This is a genomic window from Pararhizobium sp. LjRoot255 (assembly GCF_964252905.1).
Taxonomy (GTDB): domain Bacteria; phylum Pseudomonadota; class Alphaproteobacteria; order Rhizobiales; family Rhizobiaceae; genus Pararhizobium.
Genome location: NZ_CAXUPQ020000001.1, coordinates 1,413,503 through 1,433,494, shown reverse-complemented (window position 1 = coordinate 1,433,494; position 19,992 = coordinate 1,413,503). Strand labels below are relative to the sequence as shown.

The window sequence follows — 19,992 nt, the reverse complement described above, 5'->3', positions numbered from 1 at the left end:
CACGATGCCAAGTTTCTTCATAGACAGGCCGATTTTTGCGTGGGTAGTTGCGATCTTCATCATGGTGGCCGGCGCCATCGCCATCCCGCAGCTTCCCATCTCGCAATATCCGGACGTGGCGCCGCCGCAGATTTCCGTCACCGCCACCTATCCCGGCGCATCGTCGCAGGACACATACCAGAGCGTCACGCGCCTCATCGAAGACGAGTTGAACGGAGTTGACGGGCTTCTCTATTTCGAATCCACGTCAAGCGCTCAAGGATCGAGCGAAATCAATGTCACCTTCGAGCCGGGCACTGACCCGGCGCAGGCGGCCGTCGATGTGCAGAACCGCGTGCGCCGCGTCGAAGCGCGGCTGCCCGATAGTGTCAAGCAACAGGGCGTGCAGGTCGATGAAGCCGGCTCTGGCTTCCTCCTGATCATTGCGCTGACCTCGACGGACGGATCGATGGACGCCATCGGGCTCGGCGACTACCTGAACCGCAACGTGCTGAGCGAAGTCCAGCGCGTTCCCGGCGTCGGCCGCGCGCAACTCTTTGCCACCCAGCGCTCGATGCGCGTCTGGCTCGATCCGGACAAGATGCTTGGCCTCAACCTGACGGCACAGGATGTGACGACGGCGGTCGGCGCGCAGAACGCCCAGGTCGCGGCCGGCTCGATCGGTGCGCAGCCGAACCCGATCACACAGCAGATCGCAGCGCCCGTGATCATCAAGGGCCAGTTGTCGTCGCCGGAAGAGTTTGGCGCCATCGTACTTCGCGCCAATCCGGATGGTTCGGCCGTACGCCTGCGTGACGTAGCGCGACTCGAGGTGGGCGGCGAAAGCTATTCCTTCTCGACCCGCCTCAACGGCAAGCCTTCTGCTGCCATCGGCGTTCAGCTCTCGCCGACCGGCAATGCCATGGAAACATCGGCGGCGATCAAGGCGCGCATGGACGAGCTTTCGGCCTATTTCCCGCAGGGGCTGGAATATTCGATCCCCTACGACACCTCACCCTTCGTCAAGGTCTCGATCGAGAAGGTGCTGCACACCCTGCTTGAAGCGGTCGGCCTCGTGTTCCTGGTGATGTTCCTGTTCCTGCAGAACATCCGCTATACGATCATCCCGACCATCGTCGTTCCCGTGGCCCTGCTCGGCACCTGTGCCGTCATGTATTTCATGGGCTTCTCGATCAACGTGCTCACTATGTTCGGCATGGTGCTGGCGATCGGCATTCTCGTCGATGATGCGATCATCGTCGTTGAAAACGTCGAGCGCATCATGTCGGAAGAAGGGCTGACGCCGCGCGAAGCGACCCGCAAGGCGATGAAGCAGATCACCGGCGCCGTTATCGGCATCACGCTGGTTCTGGCTTCGGTCTTCATTCCGATGGCCTTCTTCCCGGGCGCTGTCGGCGTCATCTATCGCCAGTTTTCGCTGACGATGGTGGTGTCGATCCTGTTCTCGGCGCTGCTTGCCCTGTCGCTGACGCCGGCGCTCTGCGCCAGCTTCCTGAAGCAGGTGCCGAAGGGGCATCATCACGCGAAAAGCGGTTTCTTCGGCTGGTTCAACCGCCTGTTCGAGCGCACCTCGCATCGCTACAGCGGCTCCGTGTCATGGCTCACCCGCCGAACCCGCCGCTTCATGATCATCTATCTGGCCGTGCTGGTCGGTCTCGGCTACCTGTTCCTCAAGTTGCCGTCCTCCTTCCTGCCGGATGAGGACCAAGGGTACGTCATCGTCATGATGCAGCTCCCGTCGGAGGCGACAGGACACCGCACCGATGAGGTGATCCAGCAGACCGAAGACATCTTCAGCAAGGAACAGGGTGTCGATCGTATCGTCGCGATCAACGGCTTCTCCTTCTTCGGCGCAGGGCAGAACGCGGCGCTTGCCTTTGTCACGCTCAAGGACTGGGCGGAGCGCGGGCCGGAAAATGCGGCCCAGGCGATTGCCGGCCGCGCCAGCATGGCGATGAGCCAGATCAAGGACGCGATCAGCTTTGCGCTGTCACCGCCGCCGATCCAGGGGCTCGGCACGACGGGCGGTTTCTCCTTCCGCCTGCAGGATCGCGGTGGTCTCGGCGAGGCAGCGCTCGCGCAGGCGCGAGACCAGCTGCTCGGTCTCGCCGCCCAAAGTCCTGTCGTTGCCGGCGTGCGCTTCGAGGGCATGCCGGACGCAGCACAGGCAAACGTGATCATCGACCGGGAGAAGGCCAACACCTTCGGTGTGACCTTCGCGGACATCAACACGACGATCTCGACGAACCTCGGCTCGACCTATGTCAACGACTTCCCGAATGCAGGCCGCATGCAGCGCGTGACCGTGCAGGCGGACGAGAACAAGCGCATGCAGACGGCCGACCTGCTCAATCTAAACGTTCGCAACTCCAGTGGCGGCATGGTGCCGATCTCCTCGTTCGCGACTGTCGAATGGGTGAAGGCGCCGACGCAGACCGTGGGCTACAATGGCTATCCGGCGGTGCGCATCAGCGGCGATACCAAGCCGGGCTACTCCTCGGGTGATGCGATCGCCGAGATGCAGAATCTCGTCACGCAGCTCCCGGCCGGTTTCGGCTATGAATGGACCGGGCAGTCGCTGCAGGAGATCCAGTCGGGTTCGCAGGCGCCGATCCTGATCGCGCTCTCCTGCCTTCTGGTGTTCCTGTGCCTGGCGGCGCTGTATGAAAGCTGGTCTATCCCGGTCTCGGTGATCATGGTGGTGCCGCTCGGCGTCATCGGCGCGGTCCTCGCCGTCACCCTGCGCGACATGTCGAACGACGTCTACTTCAAGGTGGGCCTGATCGCGATCATCGGCCTTTCGGCGAAGAACGCGATCCTGATCATCGAGTTCGCCAAGGAGCAGATACAAGCCGGCAAATCGCTGCTGGAAGCGACGATCGAGGCATCGCATCTGCGCTTCCGGCCGATCCTGATGACGTCGCTTGCCTTCACGCTCGGCGTTCTGCCGCTGGCGATCGCCACCGGCGCAAGCTCGGGCAGCCAGCGCGCTATCGGTACCGGCGTCATGGGCGGCATGATTTCGGCAACGGTTCTCGCCATCTTCTTCGTGCCGATCTTCTTCGTCTTCGTGATGACGATCTTCGGGCGGGCGAAGGCGAAGCCGGCGGAGCCGGCACCGGAAACACTAGCAACACCAGGCGAATGAGAGAGGAGGCCCGCTGTTGCGGGCCTTTTCCTTGAAAGGGCAGACATGCGGAGAACCAAGGCAGAGGCGGAAGAAACGCGCAACAACATCCTCGGTGCTGCGGAGCGGCTTTTCTACGAAAAGGGCGTCTCCAACGCGACGCTCGAGGACGTTGCCAAGGCGGCCGGCGTTACGCGCGGTGCCATCTACTGGCATTTTTCCAACAAGACCGATCTGTTTCTGGCGCTCTACAATTCCGTGCAGATGCCGCAAGAGGATATGCTCGCCCGCGAGATCGAAGAGCCCGGATCCGATGTGCTCGGCAATATCGAGAAATTGACGGTCGACTGGCTGGACGAACTGGCTGGCGACGAGCACCGTCAACGCATCTTTACAATTCTCCTGCGCTGCGACTATGGCGAGGACCTCATGCCGGTTCTTGAAAGACAGCAGGAGGTTGATGACAGGCACGCCGCCTTGCTCGAAAGCGCCTTTGCCAAAGCAAGCAGCGAGGGTTGTCTCGATGCAAATTGGACGCCACGATCGGCGACCAAGGCACTGTGGTGGATGATGGGCGGACTCTGCAGCGAATGGCTTCTCTTCGGCCGCCGCTTTGATCTGGCAGCCGAAGGCAAGGAGGGGCTGAAGCGGATGTTCAACGGTTTCCGGCGAGTTCCGCCCGCCATCGACCTGACCACTTCGGCCGATCTCCAACAGACGGCCTAGCGGAACACCACGGTCTTGTGGCCGTTGAGCATGACGCGGTCTTCCAGATGCAGCTTGACGGCACGCGCCAGCACCCGGCTCTCGATGTCGCGGCCCGCGGCAACGAAATCGTCGGCGCTCATGGCATGCGTCACACGCTCGGTTTCCTGCTCGATGATCGGGCCTTCATCGAGATCCGGCGTGACGTAATGGGCCGTGGCGCCGATCAGCTTGACGCCGCGCTCATGCGCCTGATGATAGGGCTTGGCACCCTTGAAGCTCGGCAGGAACGAGTGATGGATATTGATCGCCTTGCCATAGAGCCGTTTCGACAGGTTGTCGGAAAGGACCTGCATATAGCGGGCGAGGATGACGAGATCAGCGCCGGTTTCCTGGACGAGTTGCAGTAGCTTCTCTTCTTTCTCCGCCTTGTTTTCCTTGTTCACCAGCCACCAGTAGAATGGAATTCCCTCCAGTTCCGCCGTGCGCTGGCTGTCATTGTGATTGGAAACGATCGCAACCACTTCAGCATTCAGCCAGCCGACACGGATCTGGTAGATCAGGTGCAGCAGTGCGTGATCGAACTTGGAGACGAGGATGAGGATGCGCGGCTTGCGGCCGCCATCGGTGATGCTGACCTTCATGCCGAAGCGGTCGATCGGTGCCTTCAGGGCCCGCTCCAGATCCTCTCGCGAGACGCCCACCGGGAGCTGGAAGGCAATCCGCATGAAGAAGCGGTTCGTCTGCCTGTCCCAGAACTGGTTGCTCTCGGCAATATTGGCGCCGGCGGCCGAAAGCTCAGTCGTCACGGCGGCGACGATGCCGGGTTTGTCGTCACAGGACAGGACGAGAATGAAAGTCTGAAACGCCATGATTTCCTCCAAATCGACGTGTGGTCCGGAGGGATTAGGTCGGTTCCGCCCGGAGATACACGCCGGTATCGCCGGACAGCCACGGCGGCAACCGTTTCACGGTGCCGGCGGCCAAGTTTCTATCATCCTGAGGGGTGGGCGGGTTGATGGCTGAAATGATGGCTGGAAATGCAAGAATCATAGCGCGAGAACTGCCAGACCATGACAGGATTCTCGCGTGCTTGATCTTGGCGCAAACATCAAGGCCGGCGTCCAGCGCGAAGGCGCGCTGGACCGCGCACCTGCGGCTTGCTCTCTCAGTGCGCCTCGTCCCAGTTATGAGCGGCCCGGGCATCGACCTTCAGCGGCACTTTCATGTCGAGCGCCGGCATCGCAGCATTCTCCATCACCGAGACGATGAGCGGGATCGAACGTTCGACATCGTCATCCTCGACCTCGAAGATCAATTCGTCATGCACCTGCAGCAGCATGCGCACGCGCTCGGATAGGCCCGCCTTTTCCAGCGCCGGCTCCATCTTGATCATCGCCCGGCGAATGATGTCGGCGGCCGAGCCCTGGATCGGCGCGTTGATCGCGGCGCGCTCGTTGAAGGCGCGGTGCGAGGGATTGGACGAGCGAATGTCCGGATAATGCGCCCGGCGGCCGAAGATGGTCTCGACATAGCCGTTCTCGCGGGCAAAGGCCTTGGTGCTTTCCATGTAGTCGCGAATGCCCGGGAAGCGATCGAAATATTTCTTGATGTAGTCGCCTGCTTCCGAGCGCTCGATCGACAGCTGGTTGGCGAGGCCGAAGGCGGAGATGCCGTAAATGATGCCGAAGTTGATCGCCTTGGCGCGGCGGCGGATCTCGCTCGGCATGCCCTCGACCGGCACGCCGAACATTTCCGACGCTGTCATCGCATGAATGTCGATGCCGTCGGAAAAGGCCTGCTTCAGTTGCGGTATTTCGGCCACGTGGGCAAGCACCCTGAGCTCGATCTGGCTGTAATCGGCCGAAACCAGCTTGTGTCCCGGCGTCGAGATGAAGGCGGTGCGGATCTTGCGGCCCTCGGCGGTGCGTACCGGAATGTTCTGCAGGTTGGGATCCGACGAGGAAAGTCGGCCCGTGGTTGTCGCGGCCAGCGCATAGGACGTGTGCACCCGTTTCGTTTCCGGATGGACGAAGCCGGGAAGCGCATCGGTATAGGTGGATTTGAGCTTGGTCAGTTGCCGCCAGTCGACGATCTTGCGCGGCAGTTCATGGCCGGCTGCGGCCAGATCCTCCAGCACCGATGCGGAGGTCGACCACTGTCCGGTCTTGGTCTTGGCGCCGCCGGGCAGGCCGAGGCGGCCGAACAGGATATCGCCGAGCTGTTTCGGCGATCCGATGTTGAAGCTCTCGCCGACAATGGCGTAGATTTCGTGTTCGAGGCCGGCCGCGCCTTGCGCCAGTTCGCCGGAAAGGCGCGACAGAATCTGGCGGTTGATGGTAATGCCGCGCTCTTCCATTTGCGCCAAAACCGGTATCAGCGGCCGCTCCAGTCGCTCATAGACGGTGTTGAGTTTTTTCGCAGCGAGGCGCGGCTTCAGCACCTGCCACAGCCTGAGCGTCACATCGGCGTCTTCCGCGGCATAGGCCGTTGCCTTGTCGATATCGATATAGTCGAAACCGAGCGCGGCCTTCCCGCTGCCTGCGACGTCCTTGTATGGGATTGGCTGGTGATTGAGCCATTTTTCCGACAGCGAATCCATCCCGTGGGCACCGGCGCCTGCATCGACCACATAGGACATCAGCATCGTATCGTCGAAGCTGGCGATGGTGATGCCATGGCGACGCGCCACGAGGTAGTCGTATTTGAGGTTCTGCGCCACCTTCAGGACCGATGGATCCTCCAGCAGGCCCCTCAGCCGTTCGAGGGCAACCGCCGCCGGGATCTGATCCGGCGCCAGCTTGACGCCGTCGCTGAAAAGATCGTTGCCGCCCGTCTTGTGAAGCATCGGTACGTAGGCAGCGCGAATGTCGGTGCCGGTCGGATTCCTGCTGTTGTCGGCGATCGCCAGCGAGAAGCCGACGAGCTCCGCCTGCATCGCGTCGAGCGAGGTCGTCTCGGTGTCGAAGGCAACGATGCCGGTCTCGCGCGCCATGGCAATCCAGGTATCGAGCGTTGCGACGTCGCGAATCGTCACATAGGCGCTGCGGTCGATTTTTGCGGTGCCAAAGGCTTGCGCGCGGAGTTGAGCAAGGTCTCGCGGTGTCGCTGTCGGAAGCTCCAGTGTCTTTGCGGCAGCAGGGGTGGCGGCCGCTTCGGCGGCACTGCCGAGCGCCGGCGATGTTGCCGAGGACAGCTCGGACGGCGGCGGCGGCGGCGAAAGTTCGCCCTTGTCGAGATCGGGTCCATGGGCTGCCGCACCCCATTCGACCGGCACGCTTGCGGCTTCCACCGCATCCGCATCGGTTTCGGTCGCGGCCGCGACCCGACGGGTCAGCGCGTTGAATTCCATCGCTTTGAGGAAGGCAATGAGCTTTGGTCCGTCCTGCGTATGAAGTTCGAAGTTCTCAAGCGAAACCTCGATCGGCGTGTCGGTTTTCAGCGTGACCAGCTGACGCGACAGCCGGGCAAGCTCGGCATTGGCAAGGATGTTCTCGCGGCGTTTCTGCTGCTTGATCTCGCCGGCGCGGGAAAGCAGCGTGTCGAGATCGCCGTATTCCTCCAGAAGCTGCGCCGCCGTCTTCGGGCCGATGCCGGGGATGCCGGGCACGTTGTCGGTCGAATCACCGGTCATCGCCTGCAGGTCGATCATCTTTTCCGGCGGTACGCCCCACTTCTCGATCACGTCCGGTATCGAGATCTGCTTGTCCTTCATGCTGTCGTACATCGACACATTGGCCGTCACGAGCTGCATCAGGTCCTTGTCGGAGGAGATGATCGTCACGTCCGCGCCCGCCGCCTCGGCCATCCGCGTGTAAGTGGCGATCAGGTCGTCGGCCTCGAAGCCTTCCTGCTCGATGCAGGGCAGGTTGAAGGCGCGCGTCGCATGGCGGATCAGCCCGAATTGCGGGATCAGGTCTTCCGGCGGTGCGGTGCGGTTCGCTTTGTACTGGTCGAAGAGCTCATTGCGGAAGGTCTTCGAGGAATAATCGAAAATCACCGCGAAATGGGTCGGCGTCACCCCGACGGAGGTGTCGCGCGCGTCGGTCAGGAGCTTCCACAGCATGTTGCAGAAGCCGGAAACCGCGTTAACCGGCAGGCCGTCCGATTTGCGGTTGAGTGGTGGGATGGCGTGGAACGCCCGGAAAATGAATCCGGAGCCGTCGACGAGGAAGAGATGATCACCTTTTTTCATGGCGACAAGGGATAGCGCGGGCCGCGAGGGGCGTCCATATTTCATTCCGGAGCGGCGTGGATTTTATCGCCCGGGAAAAAATTGAGGGCCCTCACGGCAGCGTTACCAATTTGTAATGCCAACTGCCCCCTTGAGTCCTTGAAAAGCCACATTTCACACCACAAATCATAGACAGCGGCATTTTTGAACACGCCGTCGTCTGGCTAGAGGCCTGTCCCCCGCCGAAGCCAGATTTTAGGACAAAGGCCTATCCCCCCTCTCCGGGCCTTTGTCCGAACTATGACAAGACCGCCGTGGCTCCGCCTCCGCCATGGCGGTTTTTGTTTTTCTGCCGGCAGCATCACGTCCCTGTAAAATTATGCCGGCCAATGTCCATCGCGTGCAATGTAACTTGTGTTCCAGCTTGGTGAGAGTTACCGATATTCATGGCCTTCGACCGGATGGATTCTGCGACATACCTGGCTAGCCTTCTGGCAAAGAGCTTCTCTCGCGCCTTGCAGGAGAGAGGCCAGAAGCTCGGCTTTGCGCCCGGCCAGTTTCCCGTGCTCCTGGAGCTTTGGGGCGAAGAGGATCTCACCCAGAAGCAACTCCTCGATCGTCTCGACATCGAGCAGGCGACGATGGCCAATACTTTGGCCCGGATGGAGCGCGACGGCCTGATTCTTCGCAAGAAACACCCGGCCGACAAACGTGCCCAGCAGGTTTTCCTGACGGACAAGGCGCGGGCGATGGAAGCGGACGCCAAGGCGGCGGCGCTCGCGGCGGACCAGTCGCACTTCTCCGGCTTTCGTCATTTCGAGCGGGAGCTGATGCTCGAATATATGCGCAAGGCGATTGCCAACGGCGCGCGTAGCTAAGGATCGCCCCGTCGCCGGCCACGATCGAACGATCAAAATATTTTGCTTAAAGCCATCGCGATCTTTGTCTAGGTTCCGCCCGCACAACAAGGATTCGGACATGACAGACACGGCCAGCATTCTCACCCGCGCTGACGACAATCTCCCCAAAAGCCTGGAACGGCTTTTCGGTCTGGTGCGGATACAGTCTATCTCCACCGATCCGGCCTACAAGGCGGAATGCCGAAAGGCGGCGGAATGGCTTGTTGCCGAACTGATCGGCCTCGGCTTCGTGGCCTCGGTGCGTGACACGCCCGGTCATCCGATGGTGGTCGCCCATCACGCGGCCGGCAAAGAGGGCGCGCCGCACGTGCTGTTCTACGGCCATTACGACGTCCAGCCGGTTGATCCGCTCACCCTCTGGGACACGGCGCCTTTCGAGCCGTCGATCAAGGAACTGGACGGTGGCCGCAAGGTCATCACCGGCCGCGGAACGGCCGATGACAAGGGCCAGTTGATGACCTTCGTCGAAGCCTGCCGCGCCTATAAGGAAATCAACGGCGCACTGCCCTGTGAAGTCACGATCCTGTTCGAGGGTGAGGAGGAATCCGGCTCACCATCGCTGAAGCCGTTCCTGGAGGCCAATGCCGCCGAGCTGAAGGCGGACTATGCGCTGGTCTGCGATACCAATATGTGGGACCGCGACACGCCGGCGATCGCCGCCGGTCTGCGCGGCCTGGTCGGCGAGGAGATCGTCATCACCGCTGCCGACCGTGACCTGCATTCCGGTTATTTCGGCGGCGCTGCGGCCAATCCGATCCATATCCTCGCCAATATTCTCGCTGGCCTTCACGACGAGACTGGCCGCGTCACGCTCGATGGTTTCTACGAGGGTGTCGAGGAAACGCCGTCGCAGATCAAGACGGCCTGGGAAACGCTCGGCATGTCGACGGAGAAATTCCTCGGCGAGATCGGCCTTGCCATTCCCTCCGGAGAAAAGGGTCGCTCCGTCATGGAACTGACCTGGGCCCGGCCGACGGCGGAAGTGAACGGCATCTGGGGCGGTTATACCGGCGAAGGCTTCAAGACGGTGATTGCGGCGCAGGCGTTCGCCAAGGTCTCGTTCCGTCTCGTCGGCACCCAGGATCCCGACAAGATCCGCGCGACCTTCCGCGCCTATGTTGCGTCGAAAATCCCGGCGGATTGCTCCGTCGAATTCCACAAGCACGGCGGCTCGCCGGCAATCCAGCTTCCCTATGATTCAGCCCTGCTCAATACGGCGAAATCGGCCCTGTCCGACGAATGGCCCAAACCTGCCGTGTTGATCGGCATGGGCGGATCGATTCCGATCGTTGGCGATTTCCAGACGATGCTCGGGATGGAATCGCTGCTGGTCGGCTTTGGCCTCTCGGACGACCGCATCCACTCGCCGAACGAGAAATACGAGCTGCAGTCCTTCCACAAGGGCATCCGCTCGTGGATCCGAATTCTCGCCGCTCTCGCCGCCTGATACATATGTCCTTGAAACGTGCCACGGCTTCGACGCGGGGCCGTTTCAAGGGAGGCTGTTAACCGTGAGCACCCTTGACCGGATTGGCCGGGGGTGTTCTCATTACCAAGATGATATTTCGCTGCGGCCCCCAAGAATCCCGACCTCATGAAACTGGTGCGTAAACTCGCCTGGCCTGTCGTCGGGCTGGCCGCGATCCTGTTTTCTCTCTACGGCCTCTACCACGAACTGCATGGCCTTTCGGCCCATGATTTCGTCGAAAGCCTGAAAGCGGTGTCCGTCAAGGGCTGGGTATTGTCCGGTTGCGCGACACTCGCAGCCTATGCCGCTTTGGCGGCCTATGATCACCTGGCGCTGGAACATCTCGGCCACAGGATTTCACTCTGGTTCATCACCATCTGTTCCTTCACTGCCTATGCGCTATCGCACACGGTGGGCGCGTCAGTGTTTTCCGGTGCGGTGGTGCGCTATCGGGCCTATGGATCGAAGGGTCTTTCGGCCGCCGAAACCGCCGTTCTCGTCGCCTTCTGTTCCGTCACGTTCCTGCTTGGAACGCTGATGCTGTCGGCCATCGTGCTGTTGATCGAGCCGGCGATCACCACTCGCTTCGCCGCGTTCCTGCCGCTTGGCGCGTCGATCTCCATCGGGCTGGTCATTCTCATGCTGATCACGCTTTACGTTGTCGGCAGCCTTGTTGGCTTCCCGCCGTTGAAAACCCGCTGGTTTTGGCTGGAATATCCGAAGCCCTCGCTGGCGCTGAGGCAATTGCTGATCGCGCCCGTCGAATTGATCGCGGCAGCGGCGATCATCTACTTCGCTCTGCCAGAGGCCGGAAATCCCGGCTACATGGTCGTCCTCGGCGTTTTTCTCGCCTCTTTTTCGGCAGCCCTTTTGTCGCATGCGCCGGGCGGGCTCGGCGTGCTGGAACTGGTCTTCATCGCCGGCCTGCCGGAAATGGATCCCGCGGGCGTTCTGGCGGCACTTGCCATTTTCCGCCTGTTCTATCTGATCGTGCCTTTTCTGATCGCGCTCCTCGTCGTGATCTTTTTCGAGCATTCGCAGTTCCTCGCCGGCAGGCAGGCGGAGCGAAAGCATGACGAATAGAGTGTCATCTCATGAAGGTGGATAACAAACCTTCGGAAGGGCCTTTTCCAGCGTGCCACCAACGTCTTCGAGTTCGGCGCTCTCGATCTGCAGCGGCGCAAACGGCGGCTCCTGGTTCGCGGCATTGACGATGCGGGTGATATAGCAGCCGGCAAAAATACGCTCCTTGCCACCCTTCTCCGTCGATTTGATCGCCACCGGCACGGGCTTGTAGATGCTTCCTGCAGCGCCTTCGGGCGTTACTGCACCCGTGATCACCTGAACATCCACCGTCTTTGCATAGCCTAGAACAAAAGATTGATAGTCGCCGAAGGGTTTCCGGTCCGCGAAATAGCTGTAGGCACGGGCATATTCCTTGCGATTGATCGCATTATAGAACGAGCGGATCAGCGCCGGCCCATCGGAGCGGTCGTCGAGATAGACCTCCCTGTCCTGCGCCGTCGCACTGAGGCAGGACGCGGTCAGCGCGGTCGCGGTCATCAGGGAGGTAAGGATTTTCATCGCATTGCTCCTGTCGTTCAGGGAAGTTCCAATGCGGATAAGGCGATTTAAAGGTCGCGGCCCTTTTTGAAGGACAGATGCGCAGCCCAAGTCCAGAAAAACAAAAAGGCCGGGAAAACCCGACCTTTCACAACGCGCTTCGACACACCTGCCAGTACATCCGTGGTCAACCGCGGAAGCGCATTTCACCGGCGCGGATAATCGCGCCAGATTGGTATTAGGCAGCCTGGAGGCTGTCTGCCGACATCTTGCCGGACTTGCGGTCACGAACCAGCTCGAAGCTGATCTTCTGACCGTCGTTGAGGCCGCGCATGCCAGCGCGTTCAACAGCAGAAATGTGGACGAAAACGTCCTGGCTGCCGTCGTCCGGCTGAATGAAGCCGAAGCCCTTGGTGGAATTAAACCATTTTACTGTGCCAGTGGCCATAACGATCCCTTTCTCTAGCAAATTATAGTGAACCAAGCCGTAATATTACAGCGAGGCTTGATGTTCGAATCTGAAGGAAAGTTCGTCCGATTGCGCTCTATGTCGCAAAAACCAAAGTCATCTAACAAAATCGACCAAAGCTCAGATAGGTTACCGGGACTACGCAGTCAAGTTTTATTATTTTTATTTTGCGATGATCATTGTTTTCATTGGGTTTAATACGCCTTCAGAGAAGATCTGCAGAATTTATTTTCGCTCCGATGCGACAGTTGGGACGCCCGCTGTTCTGAAAGCGCCGGGGAAGATTGGCAGTTTTTTGTTCCGGCCGAATTGATTTCCCGGTGACGCGCATCATCTTCCTCCTATGGTCGGATTCAAGGGAGGAATACCATGTCGAAAGTCGTGATTGCCGTTGCCTGCCTGTCCTTGTTGACGCTCGCCGCATGCGGCAACACGGCGCGCGGTTTAAAGCAGGACGGCGTCCAAACCAGCAATGCCCTGGACGACGCAACGCACCGTATTGCGAAGGCGGACGCGAACTGAAGAAATCCACGAGAATCTGCTGTTCACTGCGAACGTACGCGCCGCGATGATTTCGCGTTGTCGCCAGCGGAGCTGTTTCTTCTTTACCGCCCAGGGCCGGATCGGAGACGATTTCACGCAACGAATTGAAAGCGCACGATTTTAATTCAAATCGGTATTTAACTCCCCCTTAAATCGCCGCATTTACACTTCATCGCACTGTGTAAAATCGGCGTGGCGGCGGAACGGCCGGCCTGGCTATCCCGAAACGCTCGTCTGGAGCAACCCTACCCCGGCATGGCAGGTAATCGCAAATCACCGCAGAGAATAGAGCCTTCGTTCGAGGGTGGACGCGGTCGTGACGACGGCGATCTGCGCATCGATGCCGAAGACCGCGTCAGCGGCGGAAGCCGCAGGTCCGGAAGCTCAAAACCTGCTGCGAATAAGAACAGATCGAAGAAGGGCTCCGGCCGCGGGGGGGCGCGCGATAGCGGCGGTCTGACTGGCATGATCCGTTCTATGGTCTACTGGTGCATCGTGCTCGGCATCTGGGGTATCATCGGCGTCGGCGGGCTGATGCTCTATTACGGCGCGCGCATGCCGAGCGCGACCAGCTGGGCCATTCCAGAGCGTCCGCCAAACGTCAAGATCCTCGCCGTCAGCGGCGATATCATCGCCAATCGCGGCGCCACCGGCGGCGAGGCGCTGTCGCTCGAAAACATGTCGCCCTATATTCCCCAGGCGGTCATCGCCATCGAAGACCGGCGTTTCTATTCGCATTTCGGTGTCGATCCGCTCGGTCTGGCGCGCGCGATGCTGACCAATATCACCGCAGGACGCATGGTGCAGGGCGGCTCGACGCTCACCCAGCAGCTTGCCAAGAATATGTTCCTCTCGCCGGAGCGCACGCTCGAGCGCAAGGTGCAGGAGGTGCTCCTCGCCGCTTGGCTGGAGCAGAAATATACCAAGGACCAGATCCTTGCGATGTACCTGAACAGGGTGTTCTTCGGTTCGAACGCCTATGGCGTCGAGGCGGCATCGCGGCGCTATTTCAACAAGTCGGCACGGGACGTAAACCTCGGCGAGGCGGCTCTTCTTGCGGGATTGCTCAAGGCGCCGTCGCGGCTGTCGCCGGCGCGCGATCCGAAGGCTGCTGAAGAGCGCGCGCAGGTGGTGCTCGGCGCCATGCGCGAGGAAGGCTTCATCACCGACGCCGAGATCAAGACGGCGATGTCGCAGCCGCCGACCAAGGCCAAGAGCTTCTGGTCCGGGGCGCAATATTATGTCGCCGACATGGTCATGGACCAGTTGCCGGGGATGGTCGGCGAGATCAGCCAGGACCTCATCGTCGATACCACGCTCGATCTCGACCTTGAGAAGAAGGCCGAAGAGACGCTCGCCGCCAGCCTCGACGAATCGGGTGAGAAGCTCAACGTCAGCCAGGCTGCACTCGTCTCGATCGATGGCACCGGCGCCATTCGTGCTCTCGTCGGCGGCCGCGATTATGCCGGCAGCCAGTTCGACCGCGCGGTCAAGGCAAAGCGCCAGCCCGGTTCCGCCTTCAAGCCCTTTGTCTATGCCGCCGCCATGGAGATCGGCCGCACGCCGATGTCGATCCGCAACGACGCGCCGGTCCGGATCGGCAACTGGACGCCGGAGAACTACGACGAGAAATATCGCGGCGAGGTATCCCTTTCGACGGCGCTTGCCAATTCGCTGAACACCATCGCCGCTCAACTGGTCATGGAAGTCGGACCGCAGAACGTCATAAAGCTCGCCCACAGGCTCGGCATCGAATCGGAAATGCAGGCCAATGCCTCGATCGCGCTCGGCACCTCTGAGGTCAGTCTGGTCGAACTGACCTCCGCCTATGCTCCCTTCATGAATGGCGGCTTCAAGGCGACGCCGCATGTCATCAAGCGCATCTCGACGGCCGATGGCACGGTTCTCTACGAAAACACCTATGACAATCCGCCCCGCGTGCTTGATCCCGCCGTCGTCAGCGAGATGAACCAGATGATGGTGGGTGTGATCGAACATGGCACCGGCAAGAGCGCCAAACTCAAAGGCTGGCAGGCGGCCGGCAAGTCGGGTACGACGCAGTCCTTCCGCGATGCGCTGTTCGTTGGCTTCACCAGCAACCTGACGACCGGCATCTGGTTCGGCAATGATGACAGCAAGTCGATGAAGAAGGTGACCGGCGGCGGCCTTCCGGCCAAGGCCTGGCATGACTACATGACGGCCGCGCACGAAGGCCTGTCGCCGTCGCCCGTCTTCGGCACGACCGGCGTTCAGCCGACATTCGAGAACGATCAGGCCGCGCCCGAAACCATTGGCGACGTCATTTCCGGCACCTTTGGCAATGGCGGCACGGACGAGTTTCCGCAGGCGCCGGTCGCCAACGGACAGGCCGGCGCCCAGCAGGGCCTGGGCCAGCCGGCGAACTCGGGGTTGGTGCCGCCGGCTGATGTCGGCGAAAGGACCGGCACGACACGGCGGACCACGCTGTTCGATATCCTCACCGGCGGTTGACCACCCGTCATTTCGTCCTTGCGTATCGCCGAGCAGGAAGAGCGCACTGCGAGATTGAGCGCGTCGACTTTTAAAAGCAGGCTGAGCGTGAAACGACGGCGTTCAGGCAGGCGGCTTTTTTCGGCCTGTTTGCCCTTTACCGCTCGGTTTTTGCGTGTTTTCAGCCGCGCAGATGTCTTGCAGTCCGAAACGCTGCTCCTTATATACGCCCCATCGCCGCGGCTTCCACCGCGAATATTCCACTGACCATCCCGTTAGGGGCTGTCAAATGAATGCCTGACCGGGTTCTGACAGTCCGCTGCAAGGAGAGAACGACATGGCTAAAGTAATCGGTATTGACTTGGGAACGACCAACTCCTGCGTCGCCGTCATGGACGGCAAGGACGCGAAGGTCATTGAAAATGCGGAAGGTGCGCGCACGACCCCGTCGATCGTTGCTTTCAACGAAGACGGCGAGCGCCTGATCGGCCAGCCGGCCAAGCGTCAGGCCGTCACCAATCCGGAAAACACGCTTTTTGCGATCAAGCGCCTGATCGGCCGCACGTTCCAGGATCCGACCACGCAAAAAGACAAGGCCATGGTGCCGTACAAGATCATCAAGGCAGATAATAGCGACGCCTGGGTCGAAGCACACGGCGAGAAGTATTCCCCGTCGCAGATCTCCGCCATGATCCTTCAGAAGATGAAGGAAACCGCCGAATCCTATCTCGGCGAAAAGGTCACCCAGGCCGTCATCACCGTTCCCGCCTACTTCAACGACGCGCAGCGCCAGGCAACCAAGGATGCCGGCAAGATCGCCGGTCTTGAAGTGCTGCGCATCATCAACGAGCCGACGGCAGCGGCCCTTGCCTACGGCCTCGACAAGAAGGAAGGCAAGACCATCGCCGTTTACGACTTGGGTGGCGGCACGTTCGATATTTCGGTTCTGGAAATCGGCGACGGCGTCTTCGAAGTGAAGTCGACCAACGGCGACACCTTCCTCGGTGGTGAAGACTTCGACATGCGTCTGGTCGAATACCTTGCAGCCGAGTTCAAGAAGGATCAGGGCATCGACCTGAAGAACGACAAGCTGGCTCTGCAGCGCCTCAAGGAAGCCGCCGAAAAGGCGAAGATCGAGCTGTCTTCCTCGCAGCAGACCGAAATCAACCTGCCGTTCATCACGGCGGACGCTTCCGGTCCGAAGCACCTGACGATGAAGCTGTCGCGCGCCAAGTTCGAAAGCCTGGTCGATGACCTCATTCAGCGCACCGTCGCTCCGTGCAAGGCAGCCCTCAAGGATGCCGGCGTTACGGCAGCCGAGATCGACGAAGTGGTTCTGGTCGGCGGCATGAGCCGCATGCCGAAGGTGCAGGAAACCGTCAAGCAGCTGTTCGGCAAGGAACCGCACAAGGGCGTCAACCCGGATGAAGTGGTCGCCCTCGGCGCCGCCATCCAGGCCGGCGTTCTGCAAGGCGACGTCAAGGATGTCCTGCTTCTCGACGTGACCCCACTGTCACTCGGCATCGAAACACTGGGTGGCGTCTTCACCCGCCTGATCGAACGCAACACGACGATCCCGACGAAGAAGTCGCAGACTTTCTCGACGGCCGAAGACAGCCAGTCCGCCGTCACCATCCGCGTCAGCCAGGGCGAGCGCGAAATGGCTGCGGACAATAAGCTGCTTGGCCAGTTCGACCTCGTCGGCATCCCGCCGGCACCGCGCGGCGTTCCGCAGATCGAAGTCACCTTCGACATCGACGCCAACGGCATCGTGCAGGTTTCGGCCAAGGACAAGGGCACCGGCAAGGAGCATCAGATCCGGATCCAGGCATCGGGAGGTCTGTCCGACGCGGATATCGAGAAGATGGTCAAGGATGCCGAGGCCAATGCCGAAACCGACAAGAAGCGCCGCGAAACCGTGGAAGCCAAGAACCAGGCCGAAAGCCTGATTCATTCTTCGGAGAAGTCGCTGAAGGAATATGGCGACAAGGTCACGGAAGCCGAGCGCACCGCGATCTCGGATGCGATCGCAGCACTGAAGACCTCGGTCGAAGCCTCGGAGCCCGATGCTGAAGACATCAAGGCCAAGACCCAGACGCTGCTCGAAGCTTCGATGAAACTCGGCCAGGCGATGTATGAAGCCCAGCAGACTGACGCGGCCAATGCCGATGCCGCCGCAGACGCTGCCCGCGATGGCGATATCGTCGATGCCGACTACGAAGAAGTCAACGACGAGGACGATCGTAAGAAGTCCGCATAAGTTTTTTCGACCTGAAAATAAGCAAAGCCCGGAGCCGCAGGCTCCGGGCTTTTGCATGCTCAAGACAGTGCCGTTGAAGCGCGCCGTGCAGCCTGACGGATGATGTGTAATCGGCTTTTCGGCTGGGCGCGCCGCGCCGCCAGGTCCCGGAATGCAGGTGCATCGGCCTGAATCTGTGCTTTTCCGACAAAAACCGTCAAGGATCGTGTATTGCCTATGGTATCGCGCTTGAAGGTTTACTAAATGCTTTCGCAAGGCGATCATCGGGCGGCCGGTTTCAGCATGCCTATTCAACAGGACAACCTGCAAGTATGAAACGTGATCTTTACGAAACGCTCGGCGTTGGAAAATCAGCGGACGAGAAAGAGCTCAAAAGCGCTTTCCGCAAACTGGCGATGAAGTATCACCCGGACAAGAATCCCGGCGACGCGGAAGCGGAAAAAACTTTCAAGGATATTAGCCACGCATATGAAACACTCAAGGACCCGCAGAAGCGGGCTGCCTATGATCGCTATGGCCACGCAGCCTTCGAAAATGGCGGCATGGGCGGCGGTGGCGCCGGTTTTGGTGGTGCGGGTGCCGGCGGCTTCTCCGATATTTTCGAGGACATTTTCGGTGAGATGATGGGCGGCGGCCGCCAGCGGCGGTCGTCGGGCGGACGCGAACGCGGCGCCGATCTGCGCTACAATATGGAAATCTCGCTGGAAGAGGCCTATTCCGGCAAGACGGCGCAAATCCGCGTACCGACATCGATCACGTGCGATGTCTGCACAGGTTCCGGCGCCAAGCCGGGGACAAAACCGCAGACCTGCGGAACCTGCCAGGGCTCGGGCCGTGTGCGCGCTGCCCAAGGCTTCTTTTCCATCGAGCGGACTTGCCCGACCTGTCATGGCCGCGGCCAGACCATCACCGATCCGTGTGGGAAATGCCATGGCCAGGGCCGCGTGACCGAGGAGCGTTCGCTATCGGTCAATATTCCGGCCGGCATCGAGGATGGAACTCGTATTCGCCTTTCGGGTGAAGGCGAGGCAGGCCTGCGTGGCGGCCCCGCTGGCGACCTCTATATCTTCCTGTCGGTCAAGCCGCATGAATTCTACCAGCGCGACGGCGCGGACCTTTATTGCAGTGTGCCGATCTCGATGACGACGGCGGCGCTTGGCGGCAAGTTCGATGTGGCGACGCTCGACGGCACCAAGTCGCGGGTCTCGGTGCCGGAAGGCACGCAAGCCGGAAGGCAGTTTCGCCTGAAGGGCAAGGGCATGCCGGTGCTGCGCTCCAGCCAGGTCGGCGATCTCTACATCCAGATCCAGATCGAAACGCCGCAGAACCTCACTAAGCGCCAGCGCGAACTGCTGAGGGAGTTTGAAGATCTGTCTTCGAAGGAAAACAATCCCGAATCCGCCGGATTTTTTTCCCGCATGAAGGATTTCTTCGACATCGAGTGACTGGCCAAGCCGACAATCGGTAATATATCCCGGCCGGAGGCAGCAATGTCTCCGGCCTTTTTTTGTCCATTCGCCGGCACCGCCGGCTGACGTTCACAAGCGAAAGGTTTTCCCATGGCTTACGAGCTCTTTTATTGGAATGGCATTCCCGGCCGTGGTGAGTTCGTCCGCCTCGCGCTCGAGCAGGCCGGCGCCGATTACATCGACGTTGCCCGCACGGACGGCGGCATGGCGCGCATGATGTCGATGATGAAAGGCAAGACCGGGACATTCACGCCCTTTGCGCCACCCTTCCTGAGGGACGGAGATATCGTCGTCTCCCACGTCGCCAATATCCTGCTCTATCTCGGCGGCAGGCTTGGGCTCGCGCCCAAGGACGAAGCCGGCCGGTTCGAGGCAAATGGGCTGCAACTGACCATCACCGATTTCGTCGGCGAAACTCACGACGTCCATCACCCGATCGGCGTGTCGCTCTATTATCATGAGCAGAGGGACGAAGCACGCCGGCGTGCCGAAAATTTCCTCGACGAACGGCTGCCAAAATTCCTCGGATACTTCGAAAAGCAGCTCAGCAGGAATGGCGAGGGGCAGATCCATGCCGTCGGCGATGCGCTGACCTATGTCGACCTGTCTTTGTTTCATCTTCTGGAGGGGTTGCGTTATGCCTTCCCGAAAGCGATGCAGGCGGCCGAACCGGACTATCCGCTACTCGTCGCGCTCAACGCGCAGGTCCGCGAACTGCCCCGGATCAAGGTCTATCTTGCGTCCAAACGCCGGCTTGCTTTCAACGAGGAAGGTATCTTCCGCCATTATCCGGAACTTGACCGATCCTCTGGCTGACCCGCCCCG

Annotated in this window: 14 protein-coding genes; 10 read left to right on the top strand and 4 right to left on the bottom strand. The window is 60.5% G+C overall.

The genetic code is table 11. The features are described from left to right. The first annotated feature begins 4 nt into the window (after window positions 1–4). On the top strand, window positions 5–3,148 hold the full coding sequence (locus ACSQ2W_RS07135) for a multidrug efflux RND transporter permease subunit (protein ID WP_436085630.1): 3,144 nt from the start codon (window positions 5–7) through the stop codon (window positions 3,146–3,148). 45 nt (window positions 3,149–3,193) lie between these two features. Then, window positions 3,194–3,853 (top strand): TetR family transcriptional regulator, encoded by a 660-nt coding sequence (locus ACSQ2W_RS07130; protein WP_436085629.1) that lies wholly within the window; start codon window positions 3,194–3,196, stop codon window positions 3,851–3,853. Here ACSQ2W_RS07130 and purU read toward each other — a convergent pair. Together purU and polA are read right to left on the bottom strand one after the other, a co-directional pair. Next, window positions 3,850–4,704, bottom strand: coding sequence for a formyltetrahydrofolate deformylase (purU, locus tag ACSQ2W_RS07125; protein WP_436085628.1), 855 nt, complete (start codon window positions 4,702–4,704; stop codon window positions 3,850–3,852). The genes ACSQ2W_RS07130 and purU overlap by 4 nt on opposite strands. 296 nt (window positions 4,705–5,000) lie before the next feature. Then, entirely contained in the window at window positions 5,001–8,027 is a 3,027-nt protein-coding gene (gene polA, locus ACSQ2W_RS07120; protein WP_436085627.1) for a DNA polymerase I, read from the bottom strand. A 425-nt stretch (window positions 8,028–8,452) separates the two neighbouring features. Here polA and ACSQ2W_RS07115 point away from each other — a divergent pair, with 425 nt between their 5' ends. From ACSQ2W_RS07115 to ACSQ2W_RS07105, 3 genes are all read left to right on the top strand, one after another. Then, complete coding sequence (locus ACSQ2W_RS07115; protein WP_436085626.1) at window positions 8,453–8,884, top strand: MarR family winged helix-turn-helix transcriptional regulator; 432 nt, start codon at window positions 8,453–8,455, stop codon at window positions 8,882–8,884. Window positions 8,885–8,984: 100 nt separating this feature from the next. Continuing rightward, complete coding sequence (locus tag ACSQ2W_RS07110; protein ID WP_436085625.1) at window positions 8,985–10,373, top strand: M20/M25/M40 family metallo-hydrolase; 1,389 nt, start codon at window positions 8,985–8,987, stop codon at window positions 10,371–10,373. Window positions 10,374–10,520: 147 nt separating this feature from the next. Then, window positions 10,521–11,477, top strand: coding sequence for a lysylphosphatidylglycerol synthase domain-containing protein (locus tag ACSQ2W_RS07105; RefSeq protein ID WP_436085624.1), 957 nt, complete (start codon window positions 10,521–10,523; stop codon window positions 11,475–11,477). 9 nt (window positions 11,478–11,486) lie between these two features. Here the strand turns inward: ACSQ2W_RS07105 and ACSQ2W_RS07100 are convergent, their stop codons facing one another. Beyond that, window positions 11,487–11,978 (bottom strand): hypothetical protein, encoded by a 492-nt coding sequence (locus tag ACSQ2W_RS07100; RefSeq protein WP_436085623.1) that lies wholly within the window; start codon window positions 11,976–11,978, stop codon window positions 11,487–11,489. Between the two features lie 217 nt (window positions 11,979–12,195). Continuing rightward, window positions 12,196–12,405, bottom strand: a complete 210-nt coding sequence (locus tag ACSQ2W_RS07095; RefSeq protein ID WP_037129397.1) for a cold-shock protein — start codon at window positions 12,403–12,405, stop codon at window positions 12,196–12,198. 390 nt (window positions 12,406–12,795) lie between these two features. Between ACSQ2W_RS07095 and ACSQ2W_RS07090 the strand changes: the two genes are divergently transcribed. From ACSQ2W_RS07090 to ACSQ2W_RS07070, 5 genes are all read left to right on the top strand, one after another. After that, a complete protein-coding gene (locus ACSQ2W_RS07090; protein WP_112847645.1) occupies window positions 12,796–12,948 on the top strand; it encodes an entericidin in 153 nt (50 codons plus the stop codon). Window positions 12,949–13,224: 276 nt separating this feature from the next. After that, window positions 13,225–15,459 carry a transglycosylase domain-containing protein gene (locus tag ACSQ2W_RS07085; protein WP_436085622.1) on the top strand — a complete coding sequence of 745 codons (2,235 nt, stop codon included), beginning with the start codon at window positions 13,225–13,227 and terminating at the stop codon, window positions 15,457–15,459. A gap of 316 nt (window positions 15,460–15,775) precedes the next feature. Then, window positions 15,776–17,698, top strand: a complete 1,923-nt coding sequence (gene dnaK, locus ACSQ2W_RS07080) for a molecular chaperone DnaK (RefSeq protein WP_436085621.1) — start codon at window positions 15,776–15,778, stop codon at window positions 17,696–17,698. A 311-nt stretch (window positions 17,699–18,009) separates the two neighbouring features. After that, complete coding sequence (dnaJ, locus tag ACSQ2W_RS07075; protein WP_436085620.1) at window positions 18,010–19,143, top strand: molecular chaperone DnaJ; 1,134 nt, start codon at window positions 18,010–18,012, stop codon at window positions 19,141–19,143. 114 nt (window positions 19,144–19,257) lie between these two features. Then, window positions 19,258–19,983, top strand: a complete 726-nt coding sequence (locus ACSQ2W_RS07070; RefSeq protein WP_436085619.1) for a glutathione S-transferase — start codon at window positions 19,258–19,260, stop codon at window positions 19,981–19,983. The last annotated feature ends 9 nt before the right edge of the window (window positions 19,984–19,992 follow it).

Coding starts and splice junctions, on each gene's coding strand:
- ACSQ2W_RS07100 (WP_436085623.1), bottom strand. CDS start 11,978: ATGAAAATCCTTACCTCCCTGATGACCGCGACCGCGCTGACCGCGTCC.
- ACSQ2W_RS07070 (WP_436085619.1), top strand. CDS start 19,258: ATGGCTTACGAGCTCTTTTATTGGAATGGCATTCCCGGCCGTGGTGAG.
- ACSQ2W_RS07095 (WP_037129397.1), bottom strand. CDS start 12,405: ATGGCCACTGGCACAGTAAAATGGTTTAATTCCACCAAGGGCTTCGGC.
- ACSQ2W_RS07130 (WP_436085629.1), top strand. CDS start 3,194: ATGCGGAGAACCAAGGCAGAGGCGGAAGAAACGCGCAACAACATCCTC.
- ACSQ2W_RS07105 (WP_436085624.1), top strand. CDS start 10,521: ATGAAACTGGTGCGTAAACTCGCCTGGCCTGTCGTCGGGCTGGCCGCG.
- ACSQ2W_RS07090 (WP_112847645.1), top strand. CDS start 12,796: ATGTCGAAAGTCGTGATTGCCGTTGCCTGCCTGTCCTTGTTGACGCTC.
- dnaJ (WP_436085620.1), top strand. CDS start 18,010: ATGAAACGTGATCTTTACGAAACGCTCGGCGTTGGAAAATCAGCGGAC.
- purU (WP_436085628.1), bottom strand. CDS start 4,704: ATGGCGTTTCAGACTTTCATTCTCGTCCTGTCCTGTGACGACAAACCC.
- ACSQ2W_RS07110 (WP_436085625.1), top strand. CDS start 8,985: ATGACAGACACGGCCAGCATTCTCACCCGCGCTGACGACAATCTCCCC.
- ACSQ2W_RS07115 (WP_436085626.1), top strand. CDS start 8,453: ATGGCCTTCGACCGGATGGATTCTGCGACATACCTGGCTAGCCTTCTG.
- polA (WP_436085627.1), bottom strand. CDS start 8,027: ATGAAAAAAGGTGATCATCTCTTCCTCGTCGACGGCTCCGGATTCATT.
- dnaK (WP_436085621.1), top strand. CDS start 15,776: ATGGCTAAAGTAATCGGTATTGACTTGGGAACGACCAACTCCTGCGTC.
- ACSQ2W_RS07135 (WP_436085630.1), top strand. CDS start 5: ATGCCAAGTTTCTTCATAGACAGGCCGATTTTTGCGTGGGTAGTTGCG.
- ACSQ2W_RS07085 (WP_436085622.1), top strand. CDS start 13,225: ATGGCAGGTAATCGCAAATCACCGCAGAGAATAGAGCCTTCGTTCGAG.